We start from the raw sequence: 26,793 nt of genomic DNA, 5'->3' as shown, positions 1-26,793 counted from the left end.
TCCGAGCGTGGGACTGCCCGTGCGGCAGCCACCACGACCGGGACGTCAACGCCGCGAAGAACATCAAGGCCGCCGGACAGGCGGACTTCAACGACCGTGGAGCGCAGGTAAGACCAGCATTCGTGCCCGCACCGCGCGGCGAAGCGGTAACCCACCCGGACGCCGCATGTTCCACACGCAGCGTGGAGGGAATCTCCGTCCCTTAGGGCGGAGAGGATGTCAAGAACGTCGGCTCCGCGACGGTCACGTAGGGCTCGACGGAGTGCACGACCGCCATCATGCCGCACGGACGCGGACACAGGGCGGCGTGACTGGAAGCTCCCAACGCCGATCGCCGGCCGGTCGACCGCGGATCCCGATGTCGGTGGGCGCCGATACTCTCCGCCCGTGACGACGAACGGCGCGGGCCAGGTGCCAACCGCAGACGAAGAGGCCCAGTTCTGGAAGCTGATCGAGACGGCGTGGGCGGCGTGCGGGCCGGAGCCGGCTCAAATTCGGCGGGCACTGCTCGGGCGTGATCCCGCAGCGGACGATGACAACGGTGACCTGTACGCCCTCGAAGCCTGGCTGGATCGGTTCCTGGCGCAGCTGCGAGGGTTGTGTGCCGACCTGTCGAGCGCTGAGTTGACGGTTCTTGACCGGGTGGTCGAGCGGAAGCTGTACGACCTCGACCGGCGAGATGTCCATGAGCACACCGATGGGTCGGACGACGGCTTCCTGTACTGCCGCGGGTTCATCGTGGCGGCGGGCCGCGAGTTCTACGACGCGGTCCACGCCGACCCCGCGATGGCGGTGATGGACGCGGAGTGCGAGACGATGTGCTACTTCTTCGCCCACCTGCATGACGAGCGGTTCGGCGACTACCCGGACACCGGTTCGGGCATCTCACGGGAATCGGGCCGCAATCCGGGCGGATGGTGACGGTCCCCGTCCGACGTTGTAGCGGTGACCGCGCAAGCGGTGTCGGCGAGCGGGTACGGCACCGATCGGTGACAGCTCGATCGGGCACATCCATCGCGCGTCGGATGTATCAGATCTTGGTGCCACCCCAACCGGAATCGAGTTGAGAGGGATACCTTGCCGGGTTCCGGGCCGTAGCTGTGGGCGGGCTTCGGATGGGAGCCGCTGGTAGGTTGCCCGGTATACGTTCTTGATGACCCGAGCCTGTCCGAACGTGCCCGGGCAGTTCTCTCGCAGCGGTCCCGCCGAACGCGGCACATGACCACTACCGACATCCGCTCGACGGCTGTTCTCCGCGTCGACAGCCGGATCGAGGCGGCGCCCCGCGAACTGGTCGAAGCGATGGTCAGGTTCGAGGAGCGCTACGGAGGCCTCTGGTACCCGGTCATCGGCGCCAAGGGTATGGAATAGGGCCTCGACGGTGACGTGGTGGTTCACCGCAGTCCGCTGGGGTTGGCCTTCACCGGCATCTTCGACGGCGACTGGACCTGGAGTGTCGACGTTCTTACTGACGGCCGTACCGCTATCGGACCCGGCACGTGGCCGTACCGCGTCATCGACCGCTCCGTCGACCAGCGCCTGGAACGCCACGCCCTGCTCGTGACCGTCAGCGGCTGGTCCCACCGGACCTTCACCTGCCACACGCCGCGTGACGTCGCCCCTGTGGTAGACGAGCGGCGTCTACCGCAACGTGTACCCGAAGCGACCGGCCCGACCGAGCTGTGGTGGCTGGACGAGGACGCCGGCGTCGCCGTCCAGGCCCAACTTCGCGCCTGGCCCCACGACCGGGACGAGTGGACCATCCGCTACTTCACGCGCACCCCGACGCAGGCTGCCGACGCGAACCCGGTCGTGTTCGGGGCGACAGCCCACGAGACAGTACCGGCTCTGTGGTGCGCGATGTGCTCCCGTTGGGTCGAGCCGGGACGTACCTGCTACGCCGTGCACCCGTAGCCGATGATCGGTCGGGAGTGGTTGGTGTGGTAGTCGCCCTGCGAGACTCCGCTGGTGGAGGAGCGGATAGACCTGGCCCGACTGCCTTCGTCGTACCTCGTGCATTGTGGAGGTGGCTTGAGGTGGCAGCGGCCGGGTGGTCATCGTCGGCGCACGGCCGTGTGTCCCACGGGAGCGGGGTTACGACTTGCGGGCCGGGCTCGGCTCCATCAGCTCGACGACCTACGCTCGAGCAAGCCCGAGATACGCATTTCGAGAAATTTGTCCTTCACGATCCGTGGTTGAGGCAGCGGAAATCAGGAACCGCGTCTGATCGGCTCACGAGTACGGCCCCACCGGATCGATGCGCGGAAGCTACCTCGCGTGAACCGGCCGGAAGAACTACGCGACTACTTTGGCTGACGTCGTTGGGTCTGGCGCACTCAACAACGAAGGGGGCGTGGCCGCTGGTCGATGCACTCTGGTGACCCGCGCCTTGGTGGCCTCTACGTGCTCCACGATCGCTTCACCGACCGCTTGGGCGAGTTTCGGTGGCACGGCGTTGCCGATGAGTCGCCCAAGAGGCAAGAACTGCACGGGCTTCTCGGGGGCGACGAACTCGTAGTCGTCCGGGAAGCTCTGAAGGATCGCCGCTTCGCGTAGGGAGATCGCCCTGTCCTGCTCGGGATGGCCGAATCGGCCGGCACCGTAGTTGTAGGACAACGTCGTGATGGTGGGTGACGGTTCGTCCCAGACCATGCGAGCGTAGACGTTGCGGAATGTGGAGCCGGACGACTTGCGGTGGCAGAGGGCGCGAAGGTCCGTAGGCCAGTCTTCCCAGGTGCCACCCGGCTTCGAGTTCCTGATCCTCGCCAGGTTGACTGGCGTCAAGGTGCGGCTCTTGTGCAGGCGGTCGGCAGGGTCGGTATCCCCGTGGCCTATCGGGGGGAGCCTACGAATGGCTTGCTCGACGGTGACGTAGTCGGTCGGTGCGACCGTGCCTTTCGGCACGCGGATCTCGCCGAGGAGCGAGGCGACGAGAACCATGCGACGCCGGTGTTGGGGTACGCCGTAGGCTGGGCAGTGGCAGGACTCGTAGTGCACCGAGTAGCCGAGCTCCTTGAGTTTGGCGACGAACGCGCCGAAGATCGGAGTGCTTCCGATGCGAGGAACGTTTTCCATCGTGACGATCTCGGGCATCGTGCCCTCGACCAGGCGGCAGACCTCGTCGATCAGCGGCCACTGGGCTTCCCGCGACGTGTCGGCGCCTCGGCGGTAGGAGGAGAACGGCTGGCAGGGTGCGCAGCCGGCCAGCATGCGAACCGACCCCTTGGGCCACAGTTCGGCCAGTTGCTTGGCGTCCAGCTCGCACACGTCGTTCTTGTAGAAGGGCGTGTGGACGTTGGCTCGGTAGGGGTAGTCGCATGTGGCATCGAGGTCGACGCCTGCGACGACCTCGATGCCGGCTTCCTGCAAACCGTAGGAGAGGCCTCCCACTCCACAGAAGAGGTCGACTGCGGAGATCTTGACGGCTCGCGGGGGCATGCTGGGACTGTAGTTGGTCGACGGGCGTCGACGCCGACCGGCGTCGACGCTTGCCCGTTCGGCCCACTCACCGGCGACGGGAGGCTGAATCATCGACTGAGTCGCGGAATGGGACGCCTCGGGCTCGCTCGATGGTCGGCGGAAGAGCTAACGTGTCGAGTGAATCTCGGGCAGCGCTCGAGCGCTGTGGGCCACTTCGAAAAGAGTAGCCGCACTACCTCTCGACTAGAACATCTGTTCTAGTCGTGCATTTTTGTCGCACTTCAGCTCTACGCTCGGATCCCCATGGAGGGGAGGGACCAATGACGGCGGCCACGAGCTCCTCGGCACCGCCTTTCCCCCGTGTTTCGGTAGCTCTCGCCGACGAATTGCGGGTGATTCTGGATCGTAACGAGAGGCAGCGTGCGCAATCCTTGGTGGCGGATTTCGTCGCACGTCACCACCTCACCCACAAAGACGTCGACACCCTGTTGGTGATGCTGACTCGGCCGCCAGCTACGAGCCAGTCGACCGATCCGCCCAGCCGTACCCCAGGCCAGTCGTCCGCCCTGGCCGAAACCGACAGTGCGATCGCAGCCGAAGATCGCGTCGAGGAAGACGATCCACACGGGACCCCGGTCGCGAAAGAGGTGGACACCGCAGCGGTTTCGGACGAGGAGACGACCGACGACGACCTCGATTGGATGTTCGGCGATGCCCCCGAACAGCCTGCCTCGCCGACCTCGGACAAGGCGGTGGGAAGGGCGTTCGAAGATCTGTTCGGTGACTGGACCCGTACGGGTGGGCGGCTCACACGCGCCGAGGTCGCCCTGCTCGTGACGCGACGGGGCCTTTCCGCCGCCCAGCACGGTGAGCTGCTGAGTCTGTTGGAGGATGCTGGCGTCGATCTGCCCGCATCCGTCGACGCGCGGCCGGTGCGCTCTGCCACCAAGGGTTACGAGCTGCACGGGGACTCGGTCCGCCAGTACTTGCGAGAGATCGGCCGGTACCCGCTGATCGGCGCCGATCGTGAGGTGGAGCTCTGGTCGTTGATGAGGCAGGGCGAAGCCGCGCGGCGGACGCTCGACGCCGGCTGGGGCGAACTTTCGCGCGAGGAGCGGCGGTCGCTGCGTGACCGGGTCGAGGACGGCCACAACGCGCACGCCGAGTTGGTGTGCGCCAATCTGCGGCTCGTTGTGTCGATCGCCAAGGCGAGCGGTTTCAACGGCGGCGGTGTCGAGTTCGCCGATCGGATCCAAGAGGGCAACCTCGGTCTGATGCACGCGGCCCACCTCTTCGACGGCTCCAAGGGATACAAGTTCTCCACCTATGCGACCTGGTGGATAAGGCAGCACATCGACCGGGGCATCGCCAACCATGGCCGCACGATCCGCATCCCCGTCCACTTTCGAGATCAGATACAAAGGGTCGACAAGGCGGCCCGTAGACTCACCGACCGGCTGGATCGGGAGCCCTCCTTGGCCGAGCTGGCCGAGGAGACGGGTATGGAGCCCGGCAGGGTGCAGGCGACGTTGGATCACATGCGCCCACTGGCCAGTCTCGACATGCTCCTCGGCGACGAGGGCGACCTCCGTCTGTCTGACGTCCTGGCCGCCGAACAGGAGCGCGACGGGCGTACCGACCCAGCGGAGATCGTCGGTCACGCAATGTTCCACGCGGACATCGACCGCATCCTTCGGAAAGTGCTGCCTGAGCGGGCGGTGTGCGTGATCCGACGCCGATTCGGCCTCGGCACCGGTGTGCAGGAGACCTTGGACGAGATCGGTGTCGACTACGGTGTCACCCGCGAGCGGATCCGGCAGATCCAGGCGAAGGCGTTGAGGACACTTCAAGAGCACGAAGACGTTGCGGCTTTACGCGAGTACGTGACCGAGGGGTCTGCGCCCGACACGCCTCGCAGTACTGAGGGGGAGGCGCAATGAGCGACAGCGAAGGCCAGCCGCTGACGGAGGCGTGTGACCGGTTCGTCACTTGGCTGGACCGTCGGGTGGTGGCAGCGGGCCGGGGCGACGGTCTGGATCGGCTGGAGGTGGCGCCGTCCGGAACGTTCTGGCTCGGCAGGCTCGCCTGTGAGGAGGAGGTCCGTAAGGGCGCGACCGACGATCGGTCGGAACGGCTGGACCCGTGCGCGATCGGCATCCGGTTCCGTCCGGCCGAGACGTCGCCGTGGTCGATGACGGTGACCGTGCGGGCTCGGGCCTGGGTAAAGGACCCCAAGGACGGCCCGGACCCCGATCGGCGCTGGTGGCGAACCGGCCTGGTGGAAGAGAAGATCCCGGTCGTGGTCGACACCGCGGGGGGGACCTTCGGCGCCAAGCAGTTGCGGGACGCGTTCGCGGCGGTCGGGGCACCCGGCCTGAGCGCCGAGCTTCGCGTCGAGGTGGAGGACTGGCACCGGCATCCTGAGCTGGTCGTGCAACTGGTGAACACCAGCCCGGAAAGGGCTCCAGGGCTGACCGACTCCCATCTCTACGAGACGCAGGTGGAGGTGTCGGGTCTCGCCACCGACCCGTTTCAGTTGGAGGCCCTGCCAGACAGCTTCCGCTACGACCGGAAGGTGCCGGCCTACGGCATCAACGTGGGTGTCGAGGTGGTGGCACCCGGGGTGTTCCGTACCAACGACACCGTGAGTGTGCAGACCTTCCGGCCGGAGTACTGGAACAGCGACCGTTCCCAGCCGGATCTTTCCTTCGCGCGGCTCGCCGCAGATCCGGTCCCGGTCCTCACCGACCTGGTGGACGCGCTCGACGAGTACGACCAGAAGCACTGGTCGGCGACCGCGTTGAACGCACGCCACGCCGCCGACGGCTGGACCGACGCGATGCGCACCGAAGCGGACCGGTCGGCCGCGGAGGTCTTCGCCGAACTTGCTCGGCTGCGCGCAGGTCTGGAGTTGGTTCGGACGCGTCCGGAGATTCGGCGTTCGTTCCAGTTCATGAACGAGGCAATCGGGCTGAGCGCGAAGGGACGTAACTACCACACGTGGCGCGCGTTCCAGGTGGGCTTCTTGCTGTCTGCCATCCGGTTCCTCGCCGAGCCGGCGGAGGAGGCCGATCACGTCGACACCGTGTGGTTCGCCACCGGTGGCGGCAAGACCGAGACGTATCTGGGTCTGCTGCTGACTGCGGCGTTCTTCGACCGGCTGACCGGGAAGCGTACGGGCGTGACCGCATGGTCGCGCTTCCCCCTGCGGCTGCTGAGTCTGCAGCAGACGCAGCGTTTCGCCGACGCGCTCGCCGGCGCGGAGCTGGTCCGCCGGGAGCAGGAGGAGCTTCGGGGGACTGCCCCGTTCAGCCTCGGCTTCCTCGTCGGTCAGGCGGGCACCCCGAACAAGATCGTTCCCAAGCCGGAGGGCGACGAGATCGGGCCGGACAGCCCGGGAATGCCGGAAAAGTATCGCGTTCTACTGCGCTGCCCGTTCTGCCGGGACGAACGCTTGACCATGAAGTTCGACCGGAAGCGGTGGAAACTGGAGCACCACTGCACCAACCAGGCCTGTCCCTGGAAGCGGGGGGCACTACCGGTCTACGTCGTCGACCAGGAGGTGTTCCGCTTCCTGCCGACGGTGGTCGTCGGCACGCTCGACAAGGCGGCATCGATCGGCCTGCAGCAGGCCATGCGGGGTCTTGTCGGCCCGCCGCAGAAGATCTGCTCTGAGGAGTGGCACGGCTTCACCTACTCGACCCGGAAAAAGTCACCCAACGGTTGCCTCGTTCCCGACTGTCAGGGCACCCTCAGGTCGCTACCCATGGCCGAGGAGCGTTTCGGTCCGTCGCTGCGTCTGCAGGACGAGCTGCACCTGCTGCGCGACAGCCTCGGCGCGGTCGACTCGCACTACGAGAGCCTGCTGGACCACCTCCAGGCCAAACTCTGCGGCACCCGCGCCAAGATCGTCGCCAGCAGCGCGACCCTGACCGGGTACGACCACCAGGTCAAGACCCTGTATCGGCGCAGAGGCCGCGTCTTCCCTCAGCCGGGCCCTCGAGCCGGTGAGTCCTTCTGGACCGTTCCGGAGGACACCAAGTTGCGGCGCTTCGTGGCCGTCGCCCCCCGCGGCGTGACCCTGGAACACGTCAGCGACCGGACGTTGGACGCCCTGCAGCGATGCGTCCGGGAGATGCTGAACGATCCGGCGACCGTCTGCGCGGAAGCCGGAATCGACCCGAGGCACGCCGAGAAGCTCGTCAGCATCTACGGCACCGACGTCGTCTACGGCTCGACTCTCTACGACGTGGAGGCCGCCGGCCGGAGCCTCGGCAGCAACAACACCGTCGACGGCATCAACGTCGAGCAGCTGACCGGTCAGACCGACTTCGACGAGGTACGCGACATCCTGGAACGGCTGGAGAAACCAGAAGAGAAGTTCGAGGACCGCATCCATGTGATCGCCGCCAGCTCGATGCTGTCTCACGGCGTTGACGTCGACCGGCTCAACACGATGGTCATGCTGGGTCTGCCGCTGACCACGGCCGAGTTCATCCAGACCACGGCCCGCGTCGGTCGTCGGTACCCGGGCCTGGTGTACGTCCTGCACAAGATCGGCCGGGAGCGTGACGCCCAGACGTTCCGCCACTTCGACAAGTATGTGAGCCAGGGCGACCGGTTCGTCGACGCCATCCCGATCACCCGCCGCAGCCGACGCGTGTTGGCCCTCACGATGCCCGGAGTCGTGACGGCGCGGGTCCTGATGCTCATCGAACCGGCCAGCAAGCAGCGGTTGAGCACACCGGCGATGCTTCGCCAGCACGCCCGCGATTCCGGATTGAACCCGGCCGACGAAGCGGCGGTCGTGGCGGCGATCCTTGGGCTCGACGGGCCGGAGGACTCCCTGCACCAGCAGCAGATCGTCGAATGGGTCCGGCAGTGGTTCGCCGATCTCGAGGACCCGGCCAGCAAGGCCCGGTTCATCAGCGAGATCAGCGAACCATTCCCGATGAGGAGCCTGCGCGACGTCGAGGCGCAAGCCCCGATCCACGACTGAGGGGGACGACATGACAAAGCTGGGATCCCGCAGTGGCAGCCAGATCCTGCGGACCTTCCTGCCCGAGCAGACGGTCGACCTGCGCGGTGACATTTACCGGGTCGAGGAGTGGTCGGCACCGAGCCCGATCGAGGTCGACTCCGACCTGGTGCGCCGGAGCCTGCTGAACGAGATCGGTGCGTGGAGTGCCAACGACAAGGACAGCGGCATGGGCGGGGATCTGCTGCGCAAGGTGCCGGTGGAGGTCGTTGAACTCGACGAGCGGCGCGGCGTCACGGTAGAGCGATACCCGCAGGTCTGGTTGTGTCGCGCCTGCAAGCGCATCGGGAAGTCGGAGAGCGCCCGCTGCAAGTGTGGCAAACGTTCCTGGGGACAGCTGCACTTCGTCGGCGTACACGAGTGCGGAGCCATCACCGAGCCTTGGATCAGGCGCTGCCCCCAGCACGACGACGTGCAGGTGGTCATCCCCAAGAGCGCCAAGGCTGCGGACATTCGGTTCGTCTGCCCGACCTGCCGCACCGAGACGATGCAGGGACTCGGTTACGGACGGAAGTGCGGGTGTGGCGACGGCACCGTGCGGTGGAACGTGCACAAGGCCCGCATGGTCTACGTGCCGCGCGGCATGGTACTGATCAACCCGCCGCGCCCGGAACACCGGGAGAACCTGAAGCTCGCCGGTGGCTCCCGCAAGGCCCTCGTCTGGGTGGTCGAGGGCCTTGCCGCCGCCCGCCCTGCAGACGTGGCCGCGAAGCAGACCCGCAAGGAACTCGTCGATCAGCTGATCTCCAGCGGCTTGGCTCCGGACATTGCGGAGCAGATGGCGAACCTGGCTGAGGCAGGGGGTCAGCTGGCCGGGGCCGGTGACCACCCTGTCGACCGGCTTTCGCCGCTGCGCCGCGAGGTAGCTGAGCGGGCGGCGGTGGACATCGCGATGGCGCTGGCGGAAAGCCGTACGCCGACGACGAGCCTGCGCGCGCCGGAGCCGGGCGATCCCCTGGAGCGGCGGTACCGGGAGGACTATCCGCCTGCCCTGCGTCGGGCCGGCATCGACGGGCTCGACCTCGTCGACAAGTTCCCGGTGCTCAACGCCATGTACGGCTACACCCGGGGCGAGGACGATCCGTCGAAGTGCCGGCTGGTGCCGTTCAGGCGCAAGCGCGGCGGCTACCGCCTCTACGGCAACCTGGCGGAGACCGAGGCCTTCCTGATCCGTCTCGACCCGGTACGCGTGGCGACGTGGTTGTCCGGCCGAGATCACCGGCTGCCTGGCTGGGTTTCGGAGTCGACCGATCCGGTCGCGGCGCGGGTCGCGATCCTGGAGTCGGCGGTCGTGCCCACCAAGCGTGACGATCCCACGGTCGAGTCGGTCGGCACGGACGTGCTCAAGTTGATTCACACCTACGCGCATCGGTTCATTCGGCAGACGGCGGTCTTCGCTGGTATCGAGCGCGACGCCCTCAGCGAATACCTGGTGCCCGACCATCTCGGCTTCTTCGTGTACGCCGCCGCCCGTGGCGATTTCGTGCTCGGTGGCATGCAGGCGGTCTTCGAGTCGAATCTGGACGAGTTGCTGGCCGCGTTCGTCGATGCCGAGCACCGGTGCCCGCTGGACCCGGGGTGCAGTATCGGCAGTGGCGCCTGCAGTGCCTGCGTACACCTCGGTGAGCCGTCGTGTCGGTTCTTCAACCGGTTCCTCGACCGGAGGGTGTTGTTCGGTAGGGGCGGCTACCTGCGTACCACGGTCAGCGTCCGATAGTCGTCACCCGGCGCCGCCATTCGGCCTGGACGCGGTCGGCGGCGGCGTCGGTGGCTTCGTGTTCCCACACGTGCAGCACGACCCAGCCCAGCTCGACGAGAGCGGCGTCCTTGGCCCGATCACGGGCGACGTTGCGGTCGAGCTTGGCCTGCCACCATTCGCGGTTGTTGCGGGGTGTGGTTCCGTGCTGCGGGCAGCGGTGCCAGAAGCAACCGTCGACGAAGACCGCGACCTTGGCGCGGGTGAACGCCAGGTCGGGCCGACCGGGCAGGCCCGGATGGTTGACCCGGAACCGCAGACCCCGGCGGTGCAGTTCACGGCGGAGTGCCAGTTCCGGCTTGGTGGAGCTGCGGGGTTGCCGGCGTAGACGAGCCGACGTCGCGGCGTCGAGCGGTTCGGGCACAGTGGACGTTCGGACCATTCTCTTGACCCATCTATGGAGATTGTGAAGGATCGTGCACGTATAGGCTTCCGTCGGGTAGCGACCCGACTCGTACTCGGCGTCGCTTTCGTGACGTTCTCGAAGACGGAGCATGCGCCTGTGCCGGCAACCAAACCCGACGTCCACGGTACGTTCGCACCAGGATCGGTGGTCGTGGTCCGCGACGAGGAATGGCTCGTCCGCGCGACCGAGGAGACACCCGACGGCACCCTGGTCCACGTGCAAGGGCTCGGTGAACTCGTCCGCGACACCACCGCCTCGTTCTACACCCAGCTCGACCAGGTGGTCGTGTCCGACCCCGCGAAGGCCCGCGTGGTGGCCGACGCCAGCCCGCGATACCGCACGGCGCGGCTGTGGCTGGAATCGACGCTCCGCAAGACCGCCGTACCCCTCGGGGAGCGCTCACTGTCGGCGGCGACCAGAGGGCTCGCGGACACGCTGAGCTACCAGCAGTCGGCGGTACGCAAGGCGTTGGACCCGACGAACCTGCGCCCCCGGATCCTGCTCGCCGACGCCGTCGGTCTCGGCAAGACCCTCGAGATCGGCATGATCCTGTCCGAGCTGGTACGCCGCGGCCGTGGTGACCGCATCCTCGTGGTGACCCCACGTCACGTGCTCGAACAGATGCAGCACGAGCTGTGGACCCGCTTCGCGTTGCCGTTCGTGCGGCTCGACACCGCCGGTATCCAGCGGGTCCGACAGAAGCTGCCGGCGACCCGCAACCCGTTCACCTACTACCGCCGGGCGATCATCTCGATCGACACGCTCAAGTCCGACCGATACGTGGCCAGCCTACGCAGACAGCGGTGGGACGCGGTGGTCATCGACGAGTCGCACAACCTGTCGAACGCCGCCACCCTCAACAACCGGCTCGCCCGGCTGCTGGCCCGTAACGCCGAGGCCCTGATCCTGGCCTCGGCCACCCCCCACAACGGCAAGGCGGAGTCCTTCGCCGAACTCGTGCGCCTGCTCGACCCGTCGGCCGTGCCACCCAGCGGCGTCCTGGACCGGGAAGAGGTCCGCAGGCTCGTCGTCCGCCGCCACCGGCACAGCCCCGAGGTCGCGAACGCCGTCGGCGCCGACTGGGCCGAGCGGCAGGAGCCGCACAACGTGCTCGTACCGGCCACCCCGGCGGAGAACGCGGTCGCCCACGAACTCGAGCACACCTGGCTGTGGCCCGACAACGGCGCCAGCCCGTACTCGGGCCCGCGCGCAGCGTTCTTCCCGTGGACGCTGGCGAAGGCGTTCCTGTCCTCACCGGCCGCGTTGCAGGAAACCATCGACGGGCGCATCGATCGCGTCGCCAAGGACAGGGCGGTGCCGGCCGACCGGGCGCAGATCGAGCTACGGGCGCTGCGCCACCTGCGGCAGCTCAACGAGCAGACCATGAGACAGCCGTCGGCCAAGTACACCCGACTGGTGGCCTACCTGAAGGAGATCGGTGTCGGCCCCGGCTCACCCACCCGGGTCGTGGTCTTCGCCGAGCGGCTGGAGACGCTGCGCTGGCTGCACCGCAGCCTGCCGAAGGACCTCGGCCTGCCGGCGAACGCCGTCGAGCTGATGCACGGTGGCCTCACCGACGACGAGCAGCAGGGCGTCGTCGAACGCTTCAAACAGGAGCAGGCGCCCGTCCGCGTGCTGGTCACCGGCGACGTCGCCTCCGAGGGCGTCAACCTGCACGCCCAGTGCCACCAGCTGATCCACTACGACATCCCGTGGAGCCTGATCCGGATCGAGCAGCGCAACGGCCGTATCGACCGTTACGGCCAGAAACACCCGCCCCGCATCACCGCCCTGCTACTCGACCCGAACAGCGAGCGGTTCGCCGGAGACGTACGCGTGCTCGCCAAGCTGATCGACAAGGAGAACGAGGCGCACACCGCCCTGGGCGACGTCGCCTCGCTGATGGGACGCTACGACGTCAAGGGCGAGGAGAACGAGATCCGCTCCGTGCTCGCCGGCACCAAGCAGCTCGACGACGTCATCCGACCGGTCGCCGAGGTCGCCGCCGGCAACGACCTCGCCGCACTCTTCGCCCAACTCTTCGACGCCCCTGGGCAGGCAGCCACCGAGCCCGTCGCTCCGCAGACGGCGACGGAACCCGGCGACGCCGGCTCGGGCCTCTACGACGACGAGGTCTCCTACCTGGAGGAAGCCCTGCGGGAGGCGTTCGTCGACCCGACCGCACCGCCGGCACGCGGCGGCGTCGGCTGGCGCCGCGACGAGGCGTTCGGCACCGCCGAACTCACCCCACCGCCCGACCTGGTGCAACGCCTCGACGTGCTGCCGCAGAGCTACCTCGCCGAACGCAAGGTCACCGAACGCCTGGTACTCGCCACGACCACGGCCCGCGGTCAGGAACGGCTCGCCGCCGCGCTACGCGACCACAGCGGCACGACCTGGCCCGACGCGCACTACCTGAGCCCGCTGCACCCGGTCCTCGACTGGGCCGCCGACCGCGCCCTGGCCGCCCTGGGCCGCAACGAGGTCTTCGCCGTGCGTGGCACGGTGGACGACCCGACGGTGCTGCTGGTCGGCACCCTCACGAACAAGCGGGGGCAGGTGGTCTCCACGGCGTGGCTGACCGCGCAGTTCCCCGACCCCGAGACCCCTTCGTTCGTCCTGATCACCCCGCACGACTCGGTCCGGGCCGCATTGCAGGAACTGGGCTTCACCACCCCCCGAGCCAACCCCGGCGCCGTGCCCGCGACCGACCACCTCCAACCCTTAGTCGCGCCCGCAGTGCACCAGGCAGCGGCCTACCTGGAGAAGAACGTCTTCGAGGCGGCCAGCCGCGACGCCCAGCAACGGGTCGAGACCTGGCGCCGCAAGCTCGACACATGGGACGAAGGAGCGAACGTCCTCATCCGGCGCAGCGACGTCCAGGCCAGCCGGGCCCGCATCGACGAAGAACGTGAACTGGCCGAATCGATGGCACCAGCGCGGCAGCTGGTACGCCCGCTACTGGTGGTCGTACCCGACACGGAAGGGCAGAGCAAGTGAGCGCGTCGGACGCGATCCTCGTCGGCGAAGGCTGGATCTCCGAGCACTACTTCACCACCGAGGCCACCAAGGAGTCCTTCCGCGCCAAGGTCCTGGAACGGCGCGCCACCTGGGACGCCGAAGACGCAGAGAAGCGGCCGACACCACGGTCCCGGTTCCTCGCGGCCCGCAAGGACCTGGAAACCGACCTGGCCACCCTGTCCGAGCTGCTCGACCCAGCCGCCGCCACCGAGCAGACCGACAGCCGGGCAGCCCACGGTGTGCCCGCCCGCGTGGTCACGACGATGCGCACCATCCTCGGCCTCGACACGCCCAGCCTGGTCAGCACCGAGACAGGACCGGTCACCCGCGTGTCAGCGATCGGCGTCACCGGACCCGCACCACTGGTCGTGCTCGCCGCCCTGCCCGTGGCCACCGTCGAGGAACTTCTCGCACGCGACGCGGTCACGCTCGGCGAAGCGGTCCAGCTGACCGAGGGCGGCGAGGAGATCAAGAGCGTCGCCCGACTGCTGTCCGCCCTCTTCGTCGCCGACGACGCCCCCGAACTGGCACTGGTGCTGGCCGGCCGCTGGGCGCTGCTCGCCGAACGCGAACGCTGGGCCGAGGGCCGCTACCTCGCCGTGGACGTGCAGCTGGTCTGCGAACGCAACGACACCAAGAAGGGCGGCGAGATCGACCGGGCGCTGACCTGCCTGTGCGCCGAGTCGGTCGCCCCGGACGCCGACGGCAAGCTGTGGTGGCACGGCGTGCTGGAGGCATCGGTCAAACACACCGTCGGTGTCTCCCAGGACCTCCGCGACGGCGTGCGCCTGTCCATCGAGATCGTCGCCAACGAGGTCGTCGCCCGTCGCCGCGCCCGAGGACTGCCGCCGCTGCCGAAGTCCGAGGCCCAGCCACTGGCCCGACAGTCGCTGCGCTTCCTCTACCGGATCCTGTTCCTGCTCTACGCCGAAGCCTCCCCCGAACTGGGCGTGCTACCCGTCGGCGCCCCCGAATACGACCAGGGCTACAGCCTCGACCGCCTCCGCGAAATGGTCCAGGTCGAACTGGCCACCCCCCGCGCCCGAGCCGGCACCCACCTCTACGAGTCCCTCGGTGTCCTGTTCCGCCTCGTCGACCAGGGCCACCCACCGGCCGCCACCGGCGACGACGAAACGACGAACACGCCAGGCTTGACCTTCAACCCGCTGCGCGCCGACCTGTTCCGCCCCGAAGCCACCGCGCACATCGACGAGGTCGGCTTGGGTAACGCCGCTGTCCAGCAGGTGCTGGCGCACCTGCTGCTCAGCAAGGAGCAGCGCGGCAAGGACCGGGGCTTCATCTCGTACGCCGAACTCGGCATCAACCAGCTCGGCGCGGTCTACGAGGGCCTGATGTCCTACACCGGCTTCTTCGCCGACACCGACCTCTACGAGGTCGCCAAGAACGGCGACAGCGCGAAGGGATCATGGGTCGTCCCGGTCGACCGGGCCGACGACATCGCCGCCACCGACTTCGTCAAGACCACCGACCCGGTGACCGGCGAGTCCCGCCCCGTACTGCACGCGCAGGGCTCGTTCGTGTTCCGCCTCGCCGGACGGGAACGCCAGCAGTCGGCCTCCTACTACACCCCCGAGGTGCTGACCCGCTTCACCGTCGGCCAAGCCCTGGAGGAACTGCTCACCGACGACACCCCCGCCGAACAGATCCTGCAGATGACGATCTGCGAGCCGGCCCTGGGCTCCGGCGCCTTCGCCATCGAAGCGGTCCGCCAGCTCGCCGACCAGTACCTCAAACGCCGCCAGAGGGAGCTCGAACAGCGCATCGCCCCGGAGGAGTACCCGAAACGCTTGCAGGAGGTCAAGGCATACCTAGCCCTGCACAACGTCTACGGCGTCGACCTCAACGAGACCGCCGTCGAACTCGCCGAGATCTCCCTGTGGCTCGACACCATGGTCGAGGGCCTGTCCGCGCCGTGGTTCGGCCTGCACCTGCGCCGCGGCAACTCGCTGATCGGAGCACGTCGCGCCGTCTACCGCCGCAGCCAGGTCGCCGACAAGTCGTGGCTGGGCGCCGTACCGCAGGAGGTGCCGCTGACCTCGCTGCTCGAGGACATCGACGCCGGGCGCATCGCCACCGACGGCATCCACCACTTCCTGCTGCCCGCCGACGGCTGGGGCTCCGCCGCCGACGCGAAAGAGGCTGCCGCCCTCGCCCCTGACGCCGCCAAGAAGCTCAAGAGATGGCGCACCGGCACCCGGAACAAACCCACCAAGACCCAGATCGATGCGTACGCGGAACTCGCGCACCGTGTCGAGGCACTGTGGCAGATCGCCTACCGCCGGCTGACCATCGCCGAAGCGCAGATCCGCCGGTCGATCCCCGTATGGGGAGCGGGTGAGCTGCCAGTCGGCGGGGCGGTGACCCGCGAGCAGATCGAGAAGGCACTCGCCGACCAGAATGGCGCCTACCGACGGCTACGGCGAGCGATGGACGCCTGGACCGCGCTGTGGTTCTGGCCCCTCACCGATCATCTCGCCACCGTGAACGGCACTGTGGTCGAGCCGCCGACGGCCGCCCAGTGGATCACCGGCCTTCAGGCACTGTTGGGCCGCAACCCGGACGTGCACAAGCGCAAGCCGGTCGAGCTGCGCTTCGGTGCCGGAATGAGCTGGAAAGAATTGGACGAGGCCGAACGCATGGAGCTCGGCTTCGCCAGCGCCGAATCGATCGACGAGGTGCTCCAGAAGAACCCATGGCTGGTCGTCTGCGAGCGGGTCGCCCAACGGCAGGGCTTCTTCCACTGGAACCTCGACTTCGCCACGGTGTTCGCACGCGGCGGCTTCGACCTGCAAGTCGGCAACCCGCCGTGGGTCCGGCCCGATGTCGATGTCGCAGCGCTGCTGGCCGAGGGTGACCCATGGTGGCAGCTCGCGCTTAAGCCCACCCAGGCAAAGATCACCGAGAAGCGATCCACCACCCTCGCCCTGCCTGGCATGACGGAATTCGTCATCGACGGTATCGCGGACACGGTCTGTGTCGGTTCTGCTGTCAGCGCCACGTCCCAATATCCGCATCTTGCCGGGCTGCGACCCGACCTCTACCGGTGCTTCATGGAGGTGATGTGGCGGCACGGGTCGAAGCGCGGCTTGATCGGCATGATCCACCTGAACTCGCACTTCACCGATGAGAAGGCGGGGCTGCTCCGCTCAGAGTTGTATCTCCGCCTGCGGCGCCATTGGCACTTCGTCAACGAACTCAGGCTCTTTGAAATCGAAGACCATAAGCACTACGGCATCACGGTGCACGGATCTCGGCGTAATGCACCTGCGTTTACCCAAGCGAGTTGGCTTTATCACCCCGATGCGGCGGTCCGTTCGCTTGTTCACGACAGCTCCGGACCCGAGCCAGGTCTGAAGGACGACGACGGCAACTGGGACATACGTCCACACGGGTCGCGGATCACTCGCGTCACCGACGAAACGCTGCATGCCTGGCATGCGACCATGGAAAACGACGAGGTTCCGATCCGACAGACCCGGATGGTTTACGCGGTGAACCAATCTACGGCTGTCGTGCTGAGGAAACTGTCGCTTGCCAAGCGTATGAGCACCCTCGGGCTCCGGTTCTCGCAGGGCTGGAACGAGACAACCGATCGACGCAAGGGCTATTTCGAGTCGGAGTGGGCGGTGCCGGCGTCCTGGGACGACGTGATCCTGCAAGGGCCTCACCTGTTCGTGGCGACGCCCCTCTACAAGAACCCGAACCCGACCATGCGCAACAACCAGGACTGGTCCGCGACGGACTTCGAGCAGCTGCCGGCCGACGCGATCCCGGCCACCGCCTATCAGCCCATTGGTGACCGCTATGACTACGACTGTGCCTACACCGACTGGGGCGACGAAGACCATCCCGACCCCGCCCGCGACCACTACCGCATCGCCTGGCGCCGCATGGCCGCCAACCAAGGCGAACGGACTTTGATCCCGGCCATCATCCCGCCCGGTGCCGCCCACGTTCATCCGGTTCACACGCTGGCTCTTTCGGACTATAGTCTCGCCCGCCTGGCACTCGTTTGCGGCTTTCTCTCGTCGATCGTGTCCGACTACTCCGTTCGTAGCGCGCCGAAGTCCGAGATCCTCTTCGGCACCATCGGACGACTGTCGATCAACTCCGATCATCTTCTGGTTGAAGAGATCATTCTGCGTTCCTTGCGCCTCAACTGCGTTACCAGCGCGTATTCAGACCTGTGGCGGGAGGGTTGTCAGGACGACTTCGGCGAGGACACCTGGACAGGCGGGTTCGCCCACCGGCGGTGGGCGCCGCTGGGGCAGGTTAGCCCGGAGTGGACTCCCGACACGCCGTTGCGGATCGCTGCCGACCGGCGCCAGGCGCTGGTCGAGATCGATGCGCTGGTGGCGTTGATGCTCGGGTTGACCGCCGACGAGCTGTGCTCGATCTATCGCACCCAGTTCGCCGTGTTGCGCGGCTACGACCGTAACGTCTACTTCTACGACACCAACGGTCGGCTGGTGCCGAATTCGGTGCTCACGGCGTGGCGCAAGAAGGGCGACCGGATCACCGCAGAGGAGCGGACCGCCACCAACCAGGCCGGCTACACCTACACCTACGAGCTGCCGTTCGTCACCCTGGATCGGGAGGCGGACATGCGGCAGGCGTACGCCGTCTTCGAGCAGCGGTTACGGGAGCGTTCGTGACCGAGCTGCTGCCCACCTTCCAGGCAGCCCGGATCCGGCAGGGACTGGTCGACTACCTGACGACGACTTTCGGGCTCACCGACGGGGACGCCCGCGACGGCCTGGACCAGTTTTTGTCCGATCCGGACACCGGCATGTTCAAGGGCCCGTACGTGCGGCTACGGTTGCCGTTCCGGCCTGCTGACGAGGGGTGGCGGGGCAGCCTGGAGTGGTACGAGGGTTTTCCGCCCTACGGTCACCAGGCGGCGGCGTTCGCCCGGTTGGCGTCGGCGGTCGGTGGCGAACCTCGCCGGCCGTTGCCGACGCTGGTCACGACCGGTACGGGTTCGGGCAAGACCGAGGCGTTCCTGCATCCGATCCTCGACCATGTGATCCGGGCCCGCCGCGAGGGGGTGACCGGCACGAAGGCGCTGATCCTGTATCCGATGAACGCGCTCGCCAACGACCAGGCGGCGCGGTTGACCAGGCTGCTCACCACGCAGCCTGCGTTGGCCGGGGTGACGGCCGCGCTCTACACCGGGCAGGAGGTTGCCACCCGCACCGTGGTCACTCCGGATGGGCTTGTCACGGACCGGACGGCGATCCGGGACAGCGCCCCGGACCTGCTGCTCACCAACTACAAGATGCTCGACCAGTTGCTGCTGCGGTCGGAGGACCAGGAGTTGTGGCGGCAGTCGGCGACGAGCCTGCGCTACCTGGTGTTGGACGAGTTCCACACCTACGACGGTGCGCAGGGCACGGACGTGGCGATGCTGCTGCGCCGGCTCGGGCTGGCGCTCAAGAGCCACTGGCGTGACGACGACCCGCTGATCGACGCTGCGGCTCGGTCCCGGCCGTTGGGTCTGATGACACCGGTCGCGACGTCCGCGACGTTGGGCGACAAGGGTGACCCGTCGGTGATGCGGGAGTTCGCCCACACCGTCTTCGGGGAACGGTTCGACTCCACGTCGGTGGTCACCGAGACGCGGCGCAGCCTTGCGGAGTGGGTGGACGGTGCCGCCGAGGCGGTTGCGGCGGCGGGTTTCACGCCGAAGAGCGTCAACCAGCTGCGCGCTACGGGGCTTCGGCCGCTGCCCGAGGTGAGCGTGGACGCCTCCGGCGCGGAAGCCGCGTACGCCGTGCTCGGTCTGCTCTACGGGGTGACCAGCGACGAGCTCGCCGGTGCGGCGCCGGAGTTGATGTCGGCGTTGTGCCGGGCGCATCCGCTCGTGATCGAGATGGCGCGGACGGCCGGTCAGGCCGTCGCGCTCGGCGACCTCGCCCTGCGGGTGTTCGGTCCGCAGGGCGAGTCGGAGCAGATCGAGGCGTTGCTGTCGCAGATCTTGGCGATGCTCGGTCACGTGCGCAAGGTCGTCGGCCGTGATGCGTTGTCGGTTGACGTGCATCTGTGGGTGCGGGAGCTGACCCGCATCGATCGGGCTGCGGCGGCCACGGCCCGGTTCCGGTGGAGCGACGACGGGCCGGTGGTCGCCGACGACGAGGCCGAGGAGGCCCGCCCGTCGTTCCCGGCGATCTTCTGCCGGCACTGTGGGCGCTCCGGGTGGGGTGTCGGGCTCGCCCCGGTGGGTGACAGCCTGGCCCCGGACGACGAGAGCATCCGCCGACAGCACGCCGTCCGGGAGGGCCGGTTCCGGCCGTTGCTGTACGCGCCCGGCGAGGCCGTCGTCGTCCGGTCCGACGACGAGTCGCCGGTCGAGGGGCTGGTGTGGTTCGCGGTACGCAGCCGGGAGTTGCGGGGCAGGGTCGACCTCGACGATCCAGATCTGCGGGACGGTTGGGTCCTGCCGGTGCTGACGAACGTCGGGGACGCCGCCGACGAGCTCAGCCGCAAGGACACCTGCCCGTCGTGCGGGCAGGAGGACGGCATCCGGTTCCTGGGCAGCGCGATCGCCACGCTGCTGTCGGTGTCGCTGTCCACCCTGTTCGGGGCGCCGAAGCTGGCGTCGGAGGAGAAGAAAGCCCTGGTCTTCACCGACTCGGTGCAGGACGCCGCGCATCGGGCCGGTTTCGTGCAGGCCCGGTCGCACACGCTGACGCTGCGCTCGGTGTTGCACGAGGCGGTCGCGGAGGGGGCGTTGACCCTCGACCGGCTGGTGGGGGAGGTGCTGGCGAAGGCGGGTGACGACCCGGTCCGGCGGTATCGGATCCTGGCGCCGGACTGCGCCGACCGGGAGTCGTTCGCGCCGTTCTGGCAGGCGCCGCGGCAGCGGGCCGTGCCGACGCCGGTGCATTCCCGAGTGCGCAAACGGCTCGCCCTGGATGCCGCCCTGGAGTTCGGGTTGAACTCACGCACCGGCCGTACGCTGGAGCTGACCGGTTCCGTCGCGGTCGAGATCGAGGCGGGCCTGCCCGCACGTATCGCGGGACTGGCCCGGGCAGCCCTGAACGGCACCGCCTGGCAGGAGCGTCTGGGGTCGGCCGGCATCGGTGACGACGTCCTGGTGCAGTGGGTGCGCGGTGTGCTGGACCGGATGCGGGCCCAGGGGGCGATCGAGCATCCGTGGTTCGACCAGTATCGCGCCGAGGACGGCCGTGACTGGTCGATCTGGGGCGGTCGGCGCCGCAGCGACGGCATGCCGGCGTTCCCCCGCGACCGACCGCGACCGGCGTACCCGAAGGTCGGTGGCTCACCGGGGCCTACCAACTACTCCCATCTCGACCCGGTGACCTCGTCCCAGTCCTGGTACGCCCGCTGGACGTCGCGGGTGCTCGACGTCTCACCCCTCGACGGGGGCCGGCTCGCCCGGCTGCTGTTCGACCGGCTCGCCCGCGACGGCGTGCTCACCACGACGACCAGCCAGTCCGGGGCCACCGTCTACGCCCTGCCCGCCGCCGGGGTGGTGGTGGCCCCGACCGACGAGGCCGACCTGGCCGCCGGGCGACACCTGCTGGTCTGCGACACCTGCCGGGGCAGCACGCCCAGCGGTGTCGCCACCGTCGCCCAGCTCTCCGGGGCGCCCTGCCTGAACGTGCGATGCCGTGGACGGCTGCAGCCCACGCCACTGTCGGACAACTTCTACCGCCGTCTCTACGCCTCCCCGGACATGCGGCGCGTCGTCGCCCGGGAACACACCAGCCTGCTCGACGACCAGACACGCCTGGCGTACGAGGACGGATTCCGGGGAGCGGCGACCAGTCCGCAGGCGCCGAACGTGCTGGTCGCCACGCCCACCCTGGAGATGGGCATCGACATCGGTGACCTGTCGGCGGTGTTCCTCGCCTCGCTGCCCCGCACCGTCGCCTCCTACCTTCAACGGGTCGGCCGGGCCGGGCGCCTCACCGGCAACGCCTTCGACCTGGCGTTCGTCACCGGTCGCGGTGAACATCTGCCGAAGCTCGGCGACCCACTGTCGGTCATCGACGGTGAGGTGCGACCACCGGCGACCTATCTGGCGGCCGAGGAGATCCTGCGCCGCCAGTACACCGCGTACCTGATCGACGCGTCGGCCCGCGAGCAGGGCTGTCGGCACCCGAGCCGGGCGGCAGGCGCGATCGGGTCCTACGCGCCGGGCACCTTCCTCGGCGATCTGGTGTCGCGCGCCGAGCAGTCCTGGGAGCAGGACCTGACCCGGTTCGTCGCCACGTTCACCGACCTACCCGGCGAGGTGGTGGACGGACTGCGGGACTGGCTGGTGCCGAAGGCCGGCCCGCGTAGCAGCGGATTCGCCCGGCGCGTCCGGGAGGCGAGCGAGCGCTGGCAGCAAACGGTCGCGATTCTCGAACAGCGCCGGGCGAAGATCACCGAGCTGCTTCCCGATCTGGAGGCCCGGGCGCAGTCGCCTGCGGTGACCGAGGACGACCGGCAGGCGCTGCGGTCTGCGCAGGCGACCCGGCAGTTGACCACCGGCCAGCTGGCCCATCTGCGCAGCAGCTACTGGATCGGTGTCCTGGAGGAGTACGGGCTGCTGCCCAACTACACCCTGCTCGACGACACCGTCACCCTGGACGTCGGCCTGTCGTGGATCGACCCGGACGACGACGGGTACCGGTACGACAGTGCGCAGTTCCAGCGTGGCTCGGCGAACGCCCTGCGCGAGTTCGCACCCGGGGCGACGTTCTACGCCCGGGGCTGGGAGATCGAGATCGACGCCGTGGATCTCGGTCTGGACGGCGCGTCGATCCGAACGTGGGCGTTCTGCCCGGACTGCGGGTACGCCGCCGACCTGGCCCTGGCCGGCAGAGAAGTCACCCCGGTCTCCTGTCCTCGCTGCGGCAGCCGTGGCATCCACGACACCGGACAGCGTCTCGACGTGGTGGAGCTGACCCGGGTCTCGGCCGAGTTGCGCCGCGACGAGGTGGCGATCTCGGACCGGCGTGACGAGCGCGGCCGCGTGGCGTTCCAGATCGTGGCGACCGTCGACGTGGACCCGGAAAACATGATGGGGCGATGGTTCGCCGAGGGGGTCGGGCTGGGCTGCACGTACCTGCGCTCGGTCGACATCCGCTGGCTCAATCTCGGGCCTGCCGGGCACGGTCCGACCCGGACCATCTCGGGAGCAGAGCGGCAGGGAACGCTGTTCCGGGTCTGCTCCGGCTGCGGAAAACGCGACACCGAGACGGGCCGCAACCGTCCCCACGAGCACCGACCCTGGTGCCCGCACCGTACCTCGTCGACCGAGGTGACCAGCACCGTGGCCCTGTCCCGGACGTTGCGCACCCAAGGGCTGCTTGTCCGGTTGCCCCACACGGTCAGCCTCGGCGACGACTTCGCCGTCCCGAGCCTGTCCGCGGCGCTGCTGCTGGGCCTGCGCGAGCAGATGGGTGGCCACCCCGACCACATCCGGGTCGAGCAGGTCGTCGATCCGACGCTGTCCGACGGCAGCGACAACCACGACGCGATCCTGCTGCACGACACCGTCGCCGGCGGTACCGGTTATCTGGCCGGCATCGCCGACTCGGACGACTTCCGTCAGCTGCTGATCCTTGCCTGGAACCGGGTACGGGACTGCGCATGCCGCGTCGAGGAGCGCCTCGCCTGCCATCGCTGCCTGCTACCGTTCACCCCACCGGGAGTGATCCGCCGGGTTTCGCGGGCCTCGGCCGAACGGCATCTGCGCACCCTGCTCGGATTGGCGCCCGACGAGCAGACGGCCGAGGACACGACCTGGACGGTGACCAAGGTGGCCCCGCACGACGAACCAGAGTCCCACCTGGAGCGCGCCTTCCACCGGGTGTTCCTCGGTCGACTGCGCCGGTCTGGCGCGGCGGTCACCGAGACACCGTCACCGGTCGGCAACGTCGCCCGGTTCACTCTGCCCGGCACGCCCCGGCACTGGACGCTGACACCGCAGGTGAACGTCGCCGGCTCGCGGCCGGACTTCCTGCTCAAGGCCAACGACACGACCGTGCCCGACGTCGCGATCTTCACCGACGGCCGCGCCTACCACGCCACCGCCGCCGTGAACCGGCTCGCCGACGACGCCGTCAAGCGCGCCCACCTGCGTGACCTGGGCATGCTGGTGGTCGCCCTCACCAGCGCCGACATCGCCGCCGCCGAGACCGGCACCCACGTGCCGCCACCGTGGTGGAACGCCACCCTGGCCGGCAGCCTGATGAACGTGCCCGGATTCCAGGCACCCCCGGAGGCCTACAAGGCCCTGGGCCGAGGGCTCGTCGACTGGTTGGTCGGCTGGGTTCGCGAGCCGAACCCGACCGGGGTGCGGGCCGCGGCACGCGCCGTACCGATGTTCCTGTCCACCGGGGCGCAACCACTGCAGATCCCCTCGGACGTCTCCCTGGCCCAGGTGGGCCGGGCGGTTTTGCTCGGGGAGCAGTCGCCTACCGGCGAGCGTCGCGTCCACCTGCATCGCAACGGTTCCCTCGCGGCTGTCGTCGAGATGCGGTCCACCGCCGTCGTCGAGGTCGCGGTCGTACTCGACGACCGGAGCGAGATGCTCGACGAGAAACACGCCGCCTCCTGGCGTGCCTGGCTGCGGCTCGCGAACGCGCTCGGCCCGCGCGACTGGCCGACCGACGTGACGACGACCAGCCTCGTCGAGCCGATCGCCGGCAAACCGGACACCACCGAGCCACTGCGGCCGATGGGTGCCTGGGCAGACCTGTACGAGGCAGCCTTCTCCCAGGCCGAAAAGGAACTCGTCGCCGCCCTCGCCGACCACGGCGTCACACCACCCACCATCGGAGCCGAAGGCCCGGACGGCATCCCGCTCGACATCTGCTGGCCTACGCTGCGCATCGCCGTGGCCTTCCCGCACATGCCACCCGAGGACCGCGCCGACCTGGCCCGCCACGGCTGGCACCTGGTGGAGCCCACACCAGCCAAGGTCGTCGCCGCACTGGCCCACGCCGCCGTCGACACGGACGAAGGACACTGATGCCGACCATCATCATGGGAAAGCTCGCCAGCAAGATCGACGGCTCGGTCCGCGGCAAGGCGATGACCTTCCTGCAGAAGCTCGGGGTCGACGACACGACCCCGGGCCTGCACATCGAACCCATCCAGCACAGCGCCGACCCGCGGGTGCGCACCGGACGGGTCGATGAGTTCTGGCGAGCTGTCATGTTCCGCCTCGACGGCGACGGCGAGACCCACTACGTCATCCACGGCATCTGGCCGCACGACGACGCCATCGCCATCGCGCGACGCGTATGCCTGAAGGTCAACCCGATCAACGGCCTGCCCCAGATCGAAGAGATCCAGCCGGCCCGCACTCCGGCACCGGCCCCTGCGGCCGTCAAGACGACCGCGAGGCGTGTGGAACCGCTGTTCGCCCGGCTCGGCCACGAACGCACCGACCTCGTCGAGCGACTGGGACTCCCCGAAGACGTCGTCACCCACGCCCTGACCGCCGCGAACGAGGACGCCATCCTCGACCTCGCGCAACACCACGAGGGCTGGATCGGCACCATCCTGGTCGACCTGGCAGCAGGGGACAGCATCGACGCGATCGTCCAGCGCATGCAACTGGAAAAGGCGTCCTCGTCCGGCAACGACGACGCGGACGTGCTGCAGTCCCTCAAACGGCCGGCCGCCGCGCTGCAGTACGCGTTCATCGACGACCAGGAAGAACTACGTCGCGTCATCGAGGGCGGCGACTTCGGCGCCTGGCGCATCTTCCTGCACCCGGAACAGCGCCGCTACGTCGACCGCTCGTACAGCGGCCCATTCCGGCTCTCCGGCGGAGCCGGCACCGGCAAGACCGTCGTGCTCGTCCACCGGACCCGCGCACTGGCCCGCCGCGACCCCGACGCCCGGATCGTCCTCACCACCTTCACCACCAACCTCGCCGAAGCCCTCGGCGACAACCTCACCCAACTCGATCCGCGCATACCCCAGACCAAGAACCTCGGCGTACCAGGCGTCTACGTGACCGGCGTGGACGCGCTCGCCTCCGCAGTGCTGCGGACCGCTGGTCGCGGCCTCGCCCCCGCCATGCGAGAGGTCCTCGGCGAAGAGCGATCGACACCCCTGACCCGCACCGCACCGACTCGCTGGCGGGAAGTCGTCGAGTCGACAGGCACCATGCTGCCGCCCGAAATCGCCAACGAGACGTTCCTCGCCTCCGAGTACGCCCACGTCGTCCTGCCCAACAAGGTGCACGACGAGGCCGGCTACCTGCGGGTGCGCCGACCAGGGCGAGGCGTCGCCCTCGACCGCGCCAGACGCCGAGCCGTGTGGGCACTCGTCGAGGCGTACCGGGCACGCTGCCGGGCAGACGGCAGCCTCGACTTCACCGAGGCCGCCGCCGTCGCCGCAGCGCATCTGACAGCAGCCGACGCCCACCCCGCCGATCACGTGCTCGTCGACGAAGGACAGGACCTATCACCCACCCACTGGCTCCTGCTCAGGGCCGCCGTCGGCGAGCACCCCGACGACCTGTTCATCGCCGATGACTCCCACCAACGGATCTACGGCACCCGCGTCGTACTCGGACGACACGGCGTCGCCATCGTCGGCCGCTCCCAACGGCTGACCCTGAACTACCGGACCACGGCGCAGAACCTGCACTACGCCATGACGATCCTCGCAGGCGGCCAGTACGTCGACCTGCAGGACGAGCCGGAAGACACCGGCTACCGCTCGGCCCGCACCGGCCCGCTACCCGTCATCGAGATCGTCGACACCCTCGCCGAAGAAGTGGCCACTATCGTCCGTCACGTGCGCGCCTGGATCGACGCGGGAGACCCGCTGGAGAACGTCGCCGTCCTGGTCCCCGACCGATACCACCGTGACCGAGTCGTCACCGCCCTCACCGACGCCGGCATCGACGCGCGCGCTGTGGACCGTGACCGCCCCCCGGCAGACCGGGTGCCGGTACTCACGATGCACCGCGCCAAGGGCACCGAGTTCCCCAAGGTCGTACTGGCCACAGGCAAACCATCGGCGGCCGAGATGGAACGCCTCGCCATGCTGGATCCCTCCGAGCGGGCGGACACGGAACTGCGGAGCCGATCGTTGACCTACGTCGCAGCGACTCGGGCACGTGACCAACTGGTGGTGGTGCAGCGAAGCTGA

General features: G+C 68.5%; 13 protein-coding genes. 11 read left to right on the top strand and 2 right to left on the bottom strand.

Going from position 1 to position 26,793, the window contains the following annotated elements:
- The 4 genes from GSF22_RS03700 to GSF22_RS03685 form a co-directional block, all read left to right on the top strand.
- Positions 1-206: zinc ribbon domain-containing protein (locus GSF22_RS03700; protein WP_208811298.1), on the top strand; the 206-nt coding region annotated here is incomplete at its 5' end.
- A gap of 181 nt (positions 207-387) precedes the next feature.
- A complete protein-coding gene (locus GSF22_RS03695; RefSeq protein ID WP_307803698.1) occupies positions 388-921 on the top strand; it encodes a DUF4240 domain-containing protein in 534 nt (177 codons plus the stop codon).
- 297 nt (positions 922-1,218) lie between these two features.
- On the top strand, positions 1,219-1,371 hold the full coding sequence (locus tag GSF22_RS03690) for a hypothetical protein (RefSeq protein ID WP_208811296.1): 153 nt from the start codon (positions 1,219-1,221) through the stop codon (positions 1,369-1,371).
- 18 nt (positions 1,372-1,389) lie between these two features.
- Positions 1,390-1,914 carry a hypothetical protein gene (locus tag GSF22_RS03685; RefSeq protein ID WP_208811295.1) on the top strand — a complete coding sequence of 175 codons (525 nt, stop codon included), beginning with the start codon at positions 1,390-1,392 and terminating at the stop codon, positions 1,912-1,914.
- A gap of 381 nt (positions 1,915-2,295) precedes the next feature.
- Here GSF22_RS03685 and GSF22_RS03680 read toward each other — a convergent pair whose 3' ends face one another.
- Positions 2,296-3,438 (bottom strand): DNA cytosine methyltransferase, encoded by a 1,143-nt coding sequence (locus GSF22_RS03680; protein WP_208811294.1) that lies wholly within the window; start codon positions 3,436-3,438, stop codon positions 2,296-2,298.
- Positions 3,439-3,740: 302 nt separating this feature from the next.
- Here GSF22_RS03680 and GSF22_RS03675 point away from each other — a divergent pair, with 302 nt between their 5' ends.
- The 3 genes from GSF22_RS03675 to GSF22_RS03665 are packed head-to-tail and all read left to right on the top strand — an operon-like array spanning position 3,741 to position 10,175.
- Positions 3,741-5,360, top strand: a complete 1,620-nt coding sequence (locus GSF22_RS03675; RefSeq protein ID WP_208811293.1) for a sigma-70 family RNA polymerase sigma factor — start codon at positions 3,741-3,743, stop codon at positions 5,358-5,360.
- Entirely contained in the window at positions 5,357-8,419 is a 3,063-nt protein-coding gene (locus GSF22_RS03670; RefSeq protein ID WP_208811292.1) for a helicase-related protein, read from the top strand. The genes GSF22_RS03675 and GSF22_RS03670 overlap by 4 nt, the downstream gene beginning before the upstream one ends.
- 10 nt (positions 8,420-8,429) lie before the next feature.
- Positions 8,430-10,175 (top strand): hypothetical protein, encoded by a 1,746-nt coding sequence (locus tag GSF22_RS03665; RefSeq protein ID WP_208811291.1) that lies wholly within the window; start codon positions 8,430-8,432, stop codon positions 10,173-10,175.
- Here the strand turns inward: GSF22_RS03665 and GSF22_RS03660 are convergent.
- Positions 10,162-10,578 carry a very short patch repair endonuclease gene (locus GSF22_RS03660; protein WP_307803697.1) on the bottom strand — a complete coding sequence of 139 codons (417 nt, stop codon included), beginning with the start codon at positions 10,576-10,578 and terminating at the stop codon, positions 10,162-10,164. The genes GSF22_RS03665 and GSF22_RS03660 overlap by 14 nt on opposite strands.
- Positions 10,579-10,764: 186 nt before the next feature.
- Between GSF22_RS03660 and GSF22_RS03655 the strand changes: the two genes are divergently transcribed.
- From GSF22_RS03655 to GSF22_RS03640, 4 genes are read left to right on the top strand one after another with little or no spacing between them, the layout of a single operon-like run.
- On the top strand, positions 10,765-13,620 hold the full coding sequence (locus GSF22_RS03655; RefSeq protein ID WP_307803695.1) for a helicase-related protein: 2,856 nt from the start codon (positions 10,765-10,767) through the stop codon (positions 13,618-13,620).
- Positions 13,617-18,317: an Eco57I restriction-modification methylase domain-containing protein gene (locus GSF22_RS03650; RefSeq protein ID WP_208811288.1), complete on the top strand. Its 4,701-nt coding sequence runs from the start codon at positions 13,617-13,619 to the stop codon at positions 18,315-18,317. Before GSF22_RS03655 ends, GSF22_RS03650 begins: the two co-directional genes overlap by 4 nt.
- Entirely contained in the window at positions 18,314-24,652 is a 6,339-nt protein-coding gene (locus GSF22_RS03645) for a DEAD/DEAH box helicase (protein ID WP_208811287.1), read from the top strand. The genes GSF22_RS03650 and GSF22_RS03645 overlap by 4 nt, the downstream gene beginning before the upstream one ends.
- Positions 24,652-26,793 carry a UvrD-helicase domain-containing protein gene (locus GSF22_RS03640; RefSeq protein WP_208811286.1) on the top strand — a complete coding sequence of 714 codons (2,142 nt, stop codon included), beginning with the start codon at positions 24,652-24,654 and terminating at the stop codon, positions 26,791-26,793. Before GSF22_RS03645 ends, GSF22_RS03640 begins: the two co-directional genes overlap by 1 nt.

This window comes from Micromonospora echinofusca (assembly GCF_017614955.1).
Taxonomy (GTDB): Bacteria; Actinomycetota; Actinomycetes; order Mycobacteriales; family Micromonosporaceae; genus Micromonospora; species Micromonospora echinofusca_A.
The sequence above is the reverse complement of the archived record's forward strand: the minus strand, read 5'-3'. Positions and strand labels throughout refer to the sequence as shown.